11 protein-coding genes are annotated in these 13,756 nt (G+C 71.9%); 2 read left to right on the forward strand and 9 right to left on the reverse strand.

Features of this window, described 5'->3' with window-relative positions:
• The 3 genes from ACX9I7_RS21250 to ACX9I7_RS21260 form a co-directional block, all read right to left on the reverse strand.
• On the reverse strand, positions 1-1,293 hold a 1,293-nt coding region (locus ACX9I7_RS21250), incomplete at its 3' end, for a phage tail sheath family protein (RefSeq protein ID WP_459388195.1).
• 259 nt (positions 1,294-1,552) lie between these two features.
• The gene (locus tag ACX9I7_RS21255; protein ID WP_387576851.1) at positions 1,553-2,128 is read right to left on the reverse strand and encodes an HAD family acid phosphatase; all 576 of its coding nucleotides are present in this window, start codon (positions 2,126-2,128) and stop codon (positions 1,553-1,555) included.
• 151 nt (positions 2,129-2,279) lie between these two features.
• Positions 2,280-2,780, reverse strand: a complete 501-nt coding sequence (locus tag ACX9I7_RS21260; protein ID WP_459388196.1) for a peptidylprolyl isomerase — start codon at positions 2,778-2,780, stop codon at positions 2,280-2,282.
• Between the two features lie 175 nt (positions 2,781-2,955).
• Between ACX9I7_RS21260 and ACX9I7_RS21265 the strand changes: the two genes are divergently transcribed.
• The gene (locus ACX9I7_RS21265; protein WP_459388197.1) at positions 2,956-4,071 is read left to right on the forward strand and encodes a DUF5954 family protein; all 1,116 of its coding nucleotides are present in this window, start codon (positions 2,956-2,958) and stop codon (positions 4,069-4,071) included.
• A gap of 17 nt (positions 4,072-4,088) precedes the next feature.
• Here ACX9I7_RS21265 and ACX9I7_RS21270 read toward each other — a convergent pair whose 3' ends face one another.
• Positions 4,089-5,114 (reverse strand): cytochrome c oxidase assembly protein, encoded by a 1,026-nt coding sequence (locus ACX9I7_RS21270; RefSeq protein ID WP_459388198.1) that lies wholly within the window; start codon positions 5,112-5,114, stop codon positions 4,089-4,091.
• Between the two features lie 301 nt (positions 5,115-5,415).
• Here ACX9I7_RS21270 and ACX9I7_RS21275 point away from each other — a divergent pair, with 301 nt between their 5' ends.
• Entirely contained in the window at positions 5,416-5,994 is a 579-nt protein-coding gene (locus ACX9I7_RS21275; protein WP_358631881.1) for a 50S ribosomal protein L25/general stress protein Ctc, read from the forward strand.
• 59 nt (positions 5,995-6,053) lie between these two features.
• Here the strand turns inward: ACX9I7_RS21275 and ACX9I7_RS21280 are convergent, their stop codons facing one another.
• From ACX9I7_RS21280 to ACX9I7_RS21300, 5 genes are all read right to left on the reverse strand, one after another.
• Entirely contained in the window at positions 6,054-7,946 is a 1,893-nt protein-coding gene (locus ACX9I7_RS21280; RefSeq protein ID WP_387576857.1) for an ABC transporter ATP-binding protein, read from the reverse strand.
• 183 nt (positions 7,947-8,129) lie between these two features.
• A complete protein-coding gene (locus ACX9I7_RS21285) occupies positions 8,130-8,429 on the reverse strand; it encodes a hypothetical protein (RefSeq protein ID WP_459388199.1) in 300 nt (99 codons plus the stop codon).
• 33 nt (positions 8,430-8,462) lie between these two features.
• The gene (locus ACX9I7_RS21290) at positions 8,463-9,011 is read right to left on the reverse strand and encodes an LppP/LprE family lipoprotein (RefSeq protein ID WP_387576861.1); all 549 of its coding nucleotides are present in this window, start codon (positions 9,009-9,011) and stop codon (positions 8,463-8,465) included.
• On the reverse strand, positions 8,996-13,228 hold the full coding sequence (locus tag ACX9I7_RS21295; protein ID WP_459388200.1) for an nSTAND1 domain-containing NTPase: 4,233 nt from the start codon (positions 13,226-13,228) through the stop codon (positions 8,996-8,998). The genes ACX9I7_RS21290 and ACX9I7_RS21295 overlap by 16 nt, the downstream gene beginning before the upstream one ends.
• 28 nt (positions 13,229-13,256) lie before the next feature.
• Positions 13,257-13,667, reverse strand: coding sequence for a CU044_2847 family protein (locus ACX9I7_RS21300; protein ID WP_459388201.1), 411 nt, complete (start codon positions 13,665-13,667; stop codon positions 13,257-13,259).
• Positions 13,668-13,756 lie beyond the last annotated feature (89 nt).

Genomic DNA, 13,756 nt, shown 5'->3' on the forward strand with positions numbered 1-13,756 from the left:
CGTCCGCCCCAACAACGCCCCCTGACGCCACTGATCGGTCAGGAAACTCACGACCGAATGGCCCAGCGTCGCCCACAGCCGGTCGTCATTGGGCTCGAACACCGCCCACGTCGTCGACTGCCGGATCGAATCGGACAGGAACGACACGAGACGGCGCACGTTGAGATACCGCCAGTCCCGACTGCTCGACCGGGTCCGAGCGCCCCAGACGAGCAGTCCCCGGTCGGGGAAGACGCGGAGACAGTTGACGCCCTTGTCGTTGAGTTCGCCGTGGCGCTGGTCGGTGAGCAGGGTGGGCAGGGAGGCCACGCCCCGGAGATTCTGGTTGGCGGGGGCCTTGAAAACCCCGCGTTCCGCGTCCGTACGCGCCCACACCCCCGCCAGGTGGCCCGACGGGGGAACCGTGCGCCGCTCCCCGTCCACGCCCGGCACCTCCAGCCACGGGTAGTACAACGCCGTGAACGCCGCGTCGTCCGAGTCCGGGCCCGGCAGCCGGTTCAGGAATTGCGGTACGGCGTTGGGCCCGGTGTCCGGGGGCGGCTCGCACAGGGTGAGCCGGTTGCGCAGGGTGGCGCAGTGGCCGATCACCTTGCCGAGGATCGTCGCGGCCGTCTCGGGAGGTGTGCCCCCGTGCCACAGGTCGGGTACCGCGACCATGTTCACGTCGGGGACGCTCTTCAGCCCGGCCAGTCCGGTGCGTTCGTCGGCGTCACCGTCGACTTCGCCCGCGAGGTCCTTGGTGGGGTCGAGGCGGAGGATGTAGCAGGAGCTTCCTCCGTTGGCGAAGAACCCGTAGACGGCTTCGTGGAGGCAGATGGTCCCCGCTTGCTCGAATACCGTTTTCAGGAAGGTCAGTTCGTCCCGGCGGCGGCCGAGGGAGGCCAGGTGCTCGCCTGCCGCGATCCACTGGGCGTAGTCCTCGGGAAAGGCGGTCGACACCTTCCCGGCCGCGGCTTCGGCCGTTTGCCGGTCCGCGTCGCCGACGGGCTCGCCCGCCCAGTCGGCGGTCCGTACGGCGACGAGTTTGTCGAAGTCGGCCGTGGGGACGACCGGCTCGGCTCCGGTGGTGGCCAGGTCCCGGAGTGCGGCTTCTTCGGACTGGAGGGTCGCGGTCGCCTCCTCGACGGCCGTCGGCAGGCCCTCCAGCGCCCGCTCGACTTCCTCCCGCCCCATCGGGGAACGGAAGTGGAACGTGTCCACGAACTCGGACCAACTGCGCACCAGCGTCGGTGGTGTGGGGGCCGTCGGGCCGCCCACCGTGTAGCCGAGGAACGCGGGGGTGGACGTACCCACCCCGGTGATCGTCCGGACTCCGCTCGAACGCTCCGTGACGAAGACTCCGGGTGCCAAGGGACGCGCGACCATGCCCTGTTTGCCCCTCTCTTCGGGGAATGCGTGCCTGCAGCGAACCATTGCCGTCGCAGATCACGCATGCGAAGAGGGGAAGCTACGTCAGTTTGCGTAGCGCCATGGAGCGCTCACACCATGTGAACAAGCCAACCCGCGTTCGCCCTTCGCCGCCGGGGTCCGGCGGTGAAGGGCGCGGCGGGGTTCAGGAGAGGCGGCCGCCGTAGTCGGGCAGTTTGAAGCCCTTCTCGAAGTAGCCGCCTTCGAAGTCGGTGGGCCGGTTGCCGATGTTGGCTGTGATCGTGTAGCCGTCCCGGGTGAGTTCCTCCCGGCAGCGCGCCTTGCCCTCGCCCTTCTCCTCGCCGTGCTCGCGCGTGCATATGGCGTCCACCGGGTAACCGGCGTCCTCCAGTTGCCGCCGCGCGGACGACGAGGAGCTGCGGGCGGTGACGAACAGCACGGACACGTTGTGCTCGTGCGCCCAGCGGGCCACCTTGAGGACCGGCTCGTTGGCCTGGCCCTCGTGGTAGTACGTCTCCAGCGCGGTGTTGTCGATGTCCAGCACGATGGCCGGGCTGTCGCCGCCCTTGGCGATACGGTCCCGCAGCCACGGGATCGCGGGGGCGACCGCCTTGTCCACATCGCTCTGCCACGTCTGATAGCCGGGCACGCCCCGGACCGAAGCGGCCTCCGCCGTGGTGGCGGTGCTCAGCACCCCGGCCGGCAGTGCGACGGCGGCGAGTGCCGCGAGAGCGGCGACGCGAGACTTCCTGACGAACACGATCCTGTTCCTTCCGATGGCCGGATACGCCCGTCGGAAAGATCAACACCGTGGGAAGACGCTCAGCCGACCGCGAGGTGTCGCGGACATGAAGAGATCAGGACCCGGCGTCTCCGGTTCCTCATGGGAGCCGGTGCCGGGCTCGCGGTTCTCAGACCTCGCGCTTGGCGGCCGCGATGACCACGTCGTCCTTCGGGACGTCCTGGTGGAAGCCGCGGGTACCGGTCTTGACGGCCTTGATCTTGTCGACGACGTCCTGGCCCTCGACGACCTGGCCGAAGACGGCGTAACCCCAGCCGTTCGGGGACTTCGAGGTGAAGTTCAGGAAGTCGTTGTCGTTGACGTTGATGAAGAACTGGGCGGTCGCCGAGTGGGGGTCGTTCGTACGGGCCATCGCCACGGTGTACGCCGTGTTCTTGAGGCCGTTGTCCGCCTCGTTGTCGATGGGCGCGTCCGTCGGCTTCTGGTCCATGCCGGGGACGAAGCCGCCGCCCTGGACCATGAAGCCGGGGATGACACGGTGGAAGATCGTGCCGTCGTAGTGGCCCTTGTCCACGTAGGCGAGGAAGTTCTCGACGGTCTTGGGCGCCTTCTCCTCGTTGAGCTCCAGGACGATGTCACCGTGGTTGGTGGTCAGCCGGACCTTGGCCATGATGTGCTCCATATGTTCAGTGCGCTTATTTACGCGTTTCAAGCAGAAACGATCACAGTCTGTCACACGTGGACTGCTGGGCAGCCGCGCTCCGTGCGTTCGCTCGCGTGTCCACTGTTCATGGAGTGACCGTTTCGGCTGCGCGGCCCATCATGCTCACGGCACCCTGGAGGGCATGGCAGAGCTGGACGGGGAGAACGTCCCCGCGTACCGCAAGATCCGGATCGCGGTTCCGGAAGAGCCCGTCGCGTCGCTCGCGGACGTCGAGGCCTGGCGGGCCCGGGAGGCGTATCCGGACATCCTCCTGGACGGTCACCCCGTCTTCGGTGTGGCGAAGGAGCGGATGGAGGGCGGCTGGGAGCTGGTCTCCTCGCTCTCGTCCCTGGAGCCGCAGGAGGCCCGTGACTCCATGGGCTCGGTGTTCCGTCTCGCGGCGCGGACGGCCCAGGAGGCCGGCGATCCGGCCGGCCACGACGCGTACATGAGCGCGGCGGAGCGCATGGACCGGGAGGCGGTCGACGAGGTGACCGTGCGGGGCGTCCGCTACCGGGTGGTGCGGGCGGAGCGCTTCCTGCGCGGCGGACCGCAGGGCCCCGAGCCGCCCCGGCCCACCGACGCCGACCCCATGGAGCCGGGCGATTCCCACCGGGCCCCGGACCCCGCGGACGGCTTCGTCATCGATCCGTTCACGGCGACGGGGATGTCCGAGGGCATCCTCAAGATGGAGTTGCTCTCCCTCGTCCGGAAGGAGGGCACGGTGCCCAGGGCCGTCCGCGACGACTCGGTGCGCGCCACGGAGACCCACCCGGGAGGGGTGCTGCTGCCCGCGGTCTTCGGAACGGCGGAGCACACGGACGGGCGCTGGCGGCCCGACTCGGCGGGCGCGTCGACCACCCCGCAGGGGGCGCGGGACACCCTGGCCATGAAGCTTCGCGTCATGATCCCCTGGCAGCAGGACCTCACTCCGGAGGAACGCGCCCCCTACACGGCCGCGGCGGACCGGCTGGACGCGGCGCGGTGCGACGAGCTCGAGGTCCTCTCCCTGCGGTTCAGGGTCGTGCGCATGGAACGGCTGGTGCGCATCGGGCCGGACGGCCCCGAGGGCCCTCGCCCGTCCGACCTGGACTCCACACCACCCGTGAAGGTGCAGGACGAGCGGCTCCGCGCGCAGGGGGTCGACACCGACGACGAGGACGCGCCCATCGAACTCGACGGGCCCACCCAGCGGCTGGCCGACCTCTTCCACGAGGAGGAGGCCCGCCGCGAGGCCAAGCGCCCCCGCAGGCGCTGAACACTCCGCTCGGGGCGCTAGCGTCCCTGCCGGAAGCGCTCGCCCACGATTCCCGGGTCGGTCTCCCACCAGGGGCGGGTGGCCTCGGGGACGGGCACGTGCCCGGGTTCCGCCGCATCCGCCGTCGTCGCCGCATCCGCCGTCGTCGCCGCCTCCGCGTCGAGGCGCCGGTCGAGCTCGGCGGTCCGCACGCGGTCGGCGCGCACCCATTCGACGAACACCGCGATCAGGAACGGCAGCCCCACGAGCTCGGCGATGGCGAGCATCAGCCCGCCGCCCAGCACCTGGTCCCGGTCCGGCCCGGGCCCCCAGCCCGGCTGCTGAGCCGCGTACCAGCCGGCCGCGATCCGGGTGCCGCTGGTCATCACGAGGATGCCGGGGATCGCGTCCACGAGGCCGTCGACGAAGACGAACAGGGCCCGCAGCGGATGGGTGCACCAGGCGGGCAGGAGGTCCTCGCGGCTGAGCATGGGCAGCACGAACAGGCACCCGGTCAGCAGCAGCTGGAGGTACAGCAGGGAGTGCACCGCCCCGTCACGCAGCGCCGTCCCGAAGTACGGGGTGAAGTAGACCGACAACTCCGACGCGAGCACGAGGACCGTGCTGACCACGGGGAACGTCAGGACGCGGAACACCCGCCCGCGCAGGACCCGGCCCAGGCGGTCGGCGGCCCGCTCGGGCAGTGCCAGGCGCGCCAGCGCGAGCGGGTCGCCGAGCGCGAGGCCGAGCGGGGCGACGAGGTCGAGGAGGATGTTCTGCACGGCGGCCGGCCAGAACAGCACCCGGCCGTAGACGGCGAGCGAGGACATCGTCGCCACGGCGATCGTGCCCAGGCCGAGCATCGCGAAGGCGCCGGTGCGGACGGCCGGCCAGCGGTGCCCGCGCCGCCGGGCCCGGAGCACGCCCCACCCGTAGAGCCCGCCCAGCAGCACGACGGCGGCGATCCCGAACGGGTCGGCCTGCCAGGTGCCGGCCCATCGGCCGGGGGTCGGTTCCGGCAGCGCGAGTGCCGTGGGACCGGTTGCGAGGAGACTGCTTGCCATTGCCACGAGGGGTCAGCGTAGGACCCGTCCGTAGCCGATCTTCGGGCGGGTTCGGGGCGTTTACTCCCCTTTGCGATTCACGGAGGAGCGCTTTACCACCCCGCGTTTCACCGGGATTGATGCGAGCGCGGGGACCGCCGGTCTACGCTCGTCGGGTTGCTCGGCGAGGGAGGCCGTACCGGGTGTTCCGGGTGCGGCGGCTCCGTGATCGGCGCGCGCTCTTCGCAGCGGTTCGTGGAGCTCCGTCCCTGGCCGGGTGACCAATGCCCAGCAGTCCACGAGTCGAACGAGGAGTGCAGAAATGGCTGAGGTGAAGCTGGCCGCGGAGCCGCGGACCGCTTTCGGCAAGGGCGCCGCCCGCCGGATCCGTCGCGAGAACAAGGTGCCGGGTGTCGTCTACGGTCATGGCGCCGAACCCCAGCACGTGACGGTCGACGGTCACGCGCTGATGATGGCCCTGAAAACCCCGAACGTCCTGATAGACCTGGAGATCGGCGGGAAACGCGAACTCGTCATTCCCAAGGCCGTGGACCGCGATCCCCTCAAGGGATTCCTCGTCCACATCGACCTGCTGGCCGTGCGCAGGGGCGAGCGGGTCACCGTCGAGCTGCCGATCCACACCGAGGGCGCCCTGGCCCCCGGCGGCAATCTGCTGGAACACCTGCTGAACGCCCTGCCGGTGGAGACCGAGGCCACCCACATACCCGAGTCGGTCACGGTGTCCGTGGCGGGCCTGGACGCGGGGCACACCGTGCACGCCCGTGACATCCCGCTGCCGTCGGGTGTGTCGCTGGCGATCGACGGGGACGCCGCGGTGCTCCAGGTCGTGACGAGCCAGGTGGAGGAGCCCGGCGAGGACGACGAGGCCGCGGAGCTGTAGGCCGGCCCGGCGTCCGGCCGTCGTCCCGTTCCCTCGCGGAGCGGGACGACGGCCGTGGGTCAGGCCTGCTGACCGAGCTCGTACCACCGCTGGAACCTGCCGCCGGCCGTCACCAGCTCGGCGAAGGTGCCCTGCTCGACGATGTGGCCCTGGTCCATGACGACGATCAGGTCCGCGACCCGGGCGTTGGCCGGGCGGTGGGTCACCACGACGGTGATCCGGTCGGGGGCGATGGTCCGGACGAGCCGGAACATGTCGTGCTCGCCCTGGGCGTCCATCTGCGAGGTCGGCTCGTCCAGTACGACGACGTCGGGCTCACGGTAGAGCACCCGGCCGCAGGCGACCCGCTGCCACTGGCCGCCCGAGAGGGAGACGCCGCCCCACAGCTCGCGGGCCAGCAGGGTGTCGAGGCCGTCGGGCAGCTCCTCGGCCGCCTCGCGCATGCCGACGGCGTCGACGACCTTCCACACCCGGTCGTCGCCGGACGTGACGGGCTGGCCGAGGGTGATGTTCTCCCGCGCGGACAGCGGCCAGTACCCGAACTGCTGGGTGACCACCCCCGTGTGCTCCCAGACCCGGCGCAGGTCCATCTCCGCCAGGTCCGCCCCGTCCCAGAGCACCCGTCCCTTGTCGGCGGTGTACAGGCCGCACAGCAACCGGGTCAGCGTCGACTTGCCCGAGCCGTTCTCGCCCAGGACGGCCACGACCTGCCCCCGGCGCAGAGTCAGGGACACGCCGTCGACCGCGGGCCGGGTCTTGTTGGGGTAGGTGAACGACACGTCCTCGACCCGGATGGTCTCCGGCCGGTCGGGCACCACGACCGTCCCGTGGGCCGGGTAGTGCTCGCGGCTGGAGGTGACGAACCGCTTCCAGTCGCCGAGGAAGAGGCTGGAGTGGAAGAGGGACGCGGCGTAGTGCACGGCGTTGGTGAGGTTGCCCAGCGCCGCGCGCACGGCGAGGACGGCCGTCGCGGCGATCGCGAGCGACATCCGCCCGGTGATCGTCAGCCAGGCCAGCGTGGCCCACGCCAGGGTCAGGCACACCCCGCCGGCGCACGCCGAGAGCAGGTTGATCCGCAGCGCGCGGGCGGCTCCGGTCAGCGACCGGGCGTCCATCCGGCCGGTGATCGTGCGGTACCAGAACATCAGGTACGGGGCCATGCTGTTGCCGCGCACCTCGTCCGCGAGCTGAGTGGTGGTCAGGTACCAGCGCATCATGCTCTTGACGTTGCGGCCGCTGCTGTTGGCGTGGTGCGTCCGGTGCTCGATCCTCGCCTCGGCCATCGCCCCCGTGCCCGACGGGGCCACGGCGAGCACGAGGACCGGCAGCATCAGCGGGTGGAGGACCGTGAGCACGCCGAAGGCAGCCACGAGCTTGATCAGCGCCGACATGAAGGACTGCACGTCGTAGATCAGCCGGTCGCAGCGCAGCGACCCCGCCTCGGCCGCCTCGTGCTCCTCGGCGAACCCCGGCTCGTTGAACGCGGCGAGCTCCACGGACACCATCGCGTCGACGACGGCGATGTCCGCGGCGGTCATCAGCCGTGGTCTGAGGCGGCCCACGGACCAGGACGCCAGCCCGTGGGCGACGCGGCCGATGCCGGCGGCGACCGCGATGGCCAGCAGCGCGGGCAGCGCGGCGTGGACGCGGCCGGCGACGGTGCCGGTGCCGAGGATGTGCGTCATCGCCCGGGACGTGGCCGTCAAGGCCACGGCCGAGCAGATGCCGTAGGTGAGCTGCGCGCCCACCATGACGATCACGTCGCGGCGGTCGATGCGCCAGGCCATGCGGAACACCTGCGCGAGGACCGCCGGGATGGACGCCGACAGGCGCCATACGCCGGAGTGGTCGAACGCCGATGTCGCCCACTGCGCCTTCCGGCGGGGTTCCACCGGCTCGGGGAACGGTAGCCTGTGGGACTGAGCCTGTTTATGGTCTCCCGGACTCTCCATGAGGGTTTCCCTCCCTTGGTCGGTAAAGGGCGCCGGGTTCGAGGCACCCGGTGCTCAACCGGCTTGCCGGGGAAGGGGTTCGGCCCTCACCGCCCGTGAAGGGGGGAAGTCAGGGGCGCCCGGATGTCCGGAAGAGCGCGTGGAGTGCGCGACGGGCGCCTTCTACCGGGATCGGCTGTTTCCTCACCTCCCCCGCCGGCCGACGGCGAGTGCCGCGCAGGCCACCGCTGTCACCGCCCCGGCGGCCATGAGACCCCGGTGGGACCGCGAGGACATCACCGACCATCGCGACCGGGAGGACAGCAGGGAGCCGGTGCTCAGCCAGGAGCCGACCGAGGCGACCGACAGGGCGCTGCCGACCGAGCCGACGGACAGGATCGACCCCGCCGAGCCGATCGAGAGCACCGAGCCCACCGAACCGATCGACAGGATCGAGTCCCGTGACCACAGGGACCATCGTGAGTTCGCGTCATGTTCGGACATGCGTCGATCGTAAGGCGCCCGCCCCGACCGCCGTTACGTGTTGGGACCGTTGGGGTTGCCCGGCAGTGGGGGCGTGAAGGTCACCTTCCCGTCCTTGAAGGCGGCCCGGATCTCGCGGGTGCCGCCCGACGGGCAGCACATGGGATCCGTGGTCGTGAACACGGGGTAGGAGATGGTGACCGTCCTCCCGTCCTGTTTCACGATCGTGGACTCGTTGACTCCGGGAGAGTCGTACCCCACGTAGTCGTTCCCCTGGAAGAAGAAGACGCTGACACAGCGGCCGTCGACGCTTCCCGTGCAGGTGCCGTGAATGGCGCGGAAGGGGCCCCGGAGGGCCTTCAGGACGCCGGGCTCGTCGTCGGCCGTGTAGCCCAGACGCTTGATGCGCAGCGTCGCGGCGGCCGCGTCGAACGGCCCGTCGGCGGCCGTCGACGGTGAGGGGCGTCCGGCCGAGGGGTCCCACAGGACGACCGACCGGCTCGGGCCCGGTGAGCCTGCCGGGTTCCCCGAGGACGAGCACGAGGTGGCCGTGGCCACCAGGAGGAGGCACATGGCCGCCACGGCGCCTACCCGCGAGCGCATGCCGTCACCCCCAGCAGGTTGCGCTCCAGGAAGCCGTAGCGCACCGTTCCCATGTCGCCGAGCGCGATGTCGCGCGTGACGCGCGCACACAGGCTCGTGGCCCAGGCGTCCGGGGACGCCTGTTCGAGGCGGAATCTCACGTCGAGGTCCTTGCCGGTGGTCAGGAGCATCCGCTCGCCGTCGGGTGAAGGGACGACCGCCCGTACCTGGGCGGCCGCGGGGGTACGGGTCCGGGCGATCAGGCCCTCGGGGCCCCACAGCTCGAAGGCTCCCTCCCGTGTGCTGACCACCCGGGTGGAACGGTCCAGGAAGGCCGTGGTGCGGGAGGGGGCGGCGGGGATGCCGATCAGCTTCCGTCCGGTCTCCACGTCGCGGACCTCCGTCTCCCCGTCCTGGCTGACCAGCATGAGGCGCGTGCCGTCGGCGCTGTACCGCACCGCCCGGTGCCAGTCGAGCAGTGGTGCCGTGAAGCCTGGGACGATCACTTTGACACGATGTCGTTTCTCCAGGTCCCAGATCTCGACGCCCCGGCGGTCGGGGGTGGTCACGGCGGCCTGTCCGGAGCGGGGGTGCACGGCCAGAGTCGTCGAGTAGTCGCGCCGGTCGACGGGGGCGTTGCCCGTGAAGAACAGCGGACGCCCGATCTCCGCGCCGGTCGCGGTGTCCCAGCGGGAGACCACGCCGCCCGCCAGCGCCGTCAGACGACCCCGCGCGTCGAATCCGAGGCCCGAGATCCCCATCGCGCGCGGTGGGGGATCGGCGGGCGTATCGATGCGCAGCTGACGGAGCACCTGGAGTCCCGGCACGCTGTAGAGCGTCACCGTCGGATCCTCCACGTCGCTCACGGCGAGGACCTTCTCCGCGGGATCGAAGACCGAGTACCCCGGAACTCCGCCCTTCGACGCGCCGCCCGTGGCGATGCGGCGCCCGGTCGCCGGATCCCACAGTGCGACCGCGCCGCCGTCCACGCCCTCCGTGACCAGATAGCGGCCCGCCGGGGAGAACTGGGCCGCTTCCGCGTCGCCTTGTTTGCCCTCGGGGTGCGAGCCGCTGGTCCAGTCGACCGTGCCGAGGGAGTCCGGCGCCGGGGCGGTCATGACCAGGGTCTCCGTGCCCCGGGCGCGGACGATCCTCCGGCTGTCGTTGGACAGGGCGTACCGGGTGTAGCGGCCGCCCGAGGCCCCGTCCTCGTCGAACCGCGACAGCTGCCGGCCGGTGTGCGCGTCGTAGACCGTGACCGTGCCGTTCCGCCGGGCCAGCACCATCCGGTCGGACACCGCGGCCAGTTCGCCGGTGGTTTCGCACGGGATGGTGCGGGCGAGGCGCGGGTCGGTCGTGCCGTCGGCCGGGTCCGTCAGGTGCCACTTGCCGTCCACGCACCGGGCGACGACCGGGTGGGGGCCGCTGAGGAAGGACACCACGGGGAGATCCGGCCCCTCGGCCGGGCCCTCCTTCGGCACGGGACGTCCGCTGCGCGCGTCCCACACGTGGTAGTCGTCCCCGATGTGGGAGGCCACGATGTGCCGGCCGCTCGCGTCGAAGGCGAACTCCGTGGCCTCCCCGTAGGTGTCGGTGGGCGCTCGCAGCGTCACCGCGGGGGCCGCGGGCCGGTCGAGGTCCCACACCTGGGCCGTGTCGTCCGCCGGGGGGTGCGACACGAGCCGGTGGCCCGTGCGGTCGAAGCGCAGTTGGTCGGGTCGCTGGTCCGTGCTGGAGGTGCTCGCGGCGCCGCGCAGGGTCAGCAGCGTCTTGCGCTCGCGGACGTCCCACACCCCGACGCGGTTGCCGTCGCCCCCGAGCGCGAGCCGGGTGCCGTCGGGACTCACCGCCACGGCCGAGACGTTGTCCATGTCGACCAGCCGCGCGATGCCGCCCGATGCCGCCACGCGCCAGACCGTGAGCCGGCCGGCGCCGGTGCGGACGGCGATCACCTGCCCCGAGTCGTCGAGCGCCGTCTCGGCGACCGTTCCGGTCGCGGGCAGCACCGCGTCGTAGGGGGCGTCGGCCAGGTAGCGGTCGAAGAGGTTGTCGCGGGCCTGCTGGGTGGAGGCCGTGCGCCAGGCCGCGACGGACAGCAGGGCCGAGGTCTCCAGCCGGGAGCCGGCCTGGCGTTGCGCCTCCTGCACGAGCCCGCCCGAGAGTTCGGCCGCTTTGCTCTCCCGCACGGAGACGAGACCGGCACCGGCGACGCCCGTCATCGCCGTGACGACGGCCGTCGCCGCGAGGGCCGCGCGGAACCGGCGCCGCCGCCGCCATTCCGCGCTCGCCCGGATGTAGCCGCGCTCGGCCTCGGGGATGTCGTCCTGCCGCTCGCGCAGCCGCTTCTCCGCCGTGCTCAGCTCCGAGCCGCGCATCAGCAGGGCCCGGTCGCGGTCGCTGAGCTCCCAGCGGCTCAGCCGCGCCCGGAGGTGCTCCTGCCAGGTGCGGAAGTCCCGGTCGGCGTCGACCCAGGACCGCAGGGTGGGCCAGTGCTCCAGCACCGCCTCGTGGGCGAGGGCGACCGTCTCCACGCCGTCGGAGGCGTGGTCGAGGTGGACGAGCCGCTGGGTGGCCAGGAACTGGGCGGCCTCCCAGCACGCCGGGTGGAGTTCGGGGCGGCGCGCGGTGCGGCCGGTGTCGACGGGGTTGTCGGCGGCGCCGTCGCCCGGGCGGACGAGCTGGACGAACAGCCGCCGCACCTCGTCCCGCATGTCGCCCAGCCGCTCCTTCACGGCACGTTCGGCGTGGGTCGCCAGGGCCCCCGCGACCCGGCCGGTCTCCTCGTAGGCCGCGTGCGTCAGCACCCCCTTGACCTGTCGCTCCCACAGGAGGGTGAGGGCGAACTCCAGGAGGGGCAGGGCGCCGGGGCCGCTTCCGGTGTCCGCCAGCAGGCGCTCCGCCAGCCGGTCCTCGAACCGCACGGCGCCGTGGAAGGCGTCGACCGGCGCCAGCACCACCTCGCGCAACTGCTCACCGGCCAGCTTGTTGACGAGGAAGGCCGACGTGTCGCAGGCACGCTCGAGCGCCGGGAACCGGCGCATGGCCTTGAGGAAGTCCAGCCGCAGGGTGAACACCAGGCGGACGAGCGGACCGCCGTCCGCGGTGCGCCACTCGGTCATCCGCAGGGCGTGCTCGACCAGCGCGTCCGCCTCGTCCGGAGGGCAGCGGAAGAGCACCTCGAACTGGTCGACGAAGAGGAGGAGTTGCGAGGTTCCGGAGCGGCCGACGGCCTCCATGACCACGGGAGCGGCGGCCCCGTCCCGTAACCGCCGCGCCAGCCGGTCCAGGCGCTCCCCCACCTCGCCGGGGGCGTTCTCCTCGCCGGGGAGGGCGTCGATCAGCGGGAGCAGCGCCGAGGCCAGCATGTGCTCGGCGCGCACGGCCGGTTCGGGGACGAGCGTCACCGCGCTGTAGTCGCCGCGCCGGCGCAGCGCGGGCAGGAGCCCCGCCTGGACGAGGGAGGACTTGCCGACCCCGGACGCCCCGATCACCGGGACGACCCCGGACGTGGTGACCGCCTCGGTCAGCTCCTCGATCTGGGCGGAACGCCCGAAGTAGTGCGCGGCGTCCTGTTCCCGGAAGGGCATGAGCCCCCGGAAGGGGGAGGGCGGCGAGGCGTGGCGGGCGAGCTCCGGGTGGACCTCCAGGAGCGCGTCGAGGGTGATGGCGTAGGCCGCCCGGCCGACGAACCGCCGGTCGGTGGCGACGACCATGCCGACGACGCCCTTGAGCCGGTCGTCCCACAGGGGTGTGCCGCTGAATCCCTGGAGGATCTCACAGGCGCCGGTGCTCTCGATCTGCACCCAGCCCCGGCCGCGTTCGTCGACGATCGTGCCGAGCGACCACACTCCCTCGTCGTCGCCGGCGGGGAAGCCGAACGCCGTGAACGGGTGGTCGCGCACCGAGTCCACGTCCAGCAGCCGTACGGGTTCCGCGCCGGTGGGCGGGTCCTCGGCGAGTGAGAGGACCGCGATGTCCCCGGTGCCGTCGTCGGCGACGGGGACGTGGCGCAGCAGGGACGCGGTCCGCCGTTGGGGCGCACGGCCGGCGAGCGGGAAGTCCAGCTCGACGGCGAGGCCCGGGGGCAGGGGGGCGGACTCGGGTTCCCCCACGATCGCGGATATGACGTGGCCGCAGGTCAGCACGGTGCGCGGAGCGGCCAGGAAGCCCGCCCCGAGGGGAGCGCCGCCGTCCGACCACAGCCGGGCGATGCCGGGATTCGGCACGGGTCCGGGCATGGGTGGTTCTCTTTTCTTCCGGCTGTGGTCAGCCGACGACCACGGCCGACGTGCCGTTGGCGGCTGTTCCGTTGGTGGCTGTGCCGTTGGCGGTGGTCCCGTTGGCGGTGACCGCCCTGGTGACCGGCGGCGCGTCGGGGCGCTGTCCGTCCCATTCGAGGGTGAGCGTCAGGGACGCCTCGCCGGCGGTCTTGGCGAGGAAGACGCCGGTCTCCGCCGAGAGTTTCAGCCCCAGTTCAAGGGTGATCTTGTTCGGCTGGCGGGGGAGGTCGGTGAGTCTGCCGACGACGGCGTGCGCGGCCTCCCGCACGCTGTCCAGCCCCCGCTCCAGGGTCTCCGCGGCGTGGGCGACGGTCCCGCCGCCGCGGGCGACCCTGACGACCGCCTGCGGGTCCTCGTCGATCTCGACGAGCACGGATCCGCCGCTCTCCAGTGGCACTCTCAGTAAGTTGGGCACCGGCCGCTCCCCCTCCGTCGCTCCGCCGATCGGAACGTGCGGGCACTCTAGCGACCGGCGGTGCGCGGGGG

It is taken from the genome of Streptomyces sp. L500 (genome assembly GCF_054551825.1).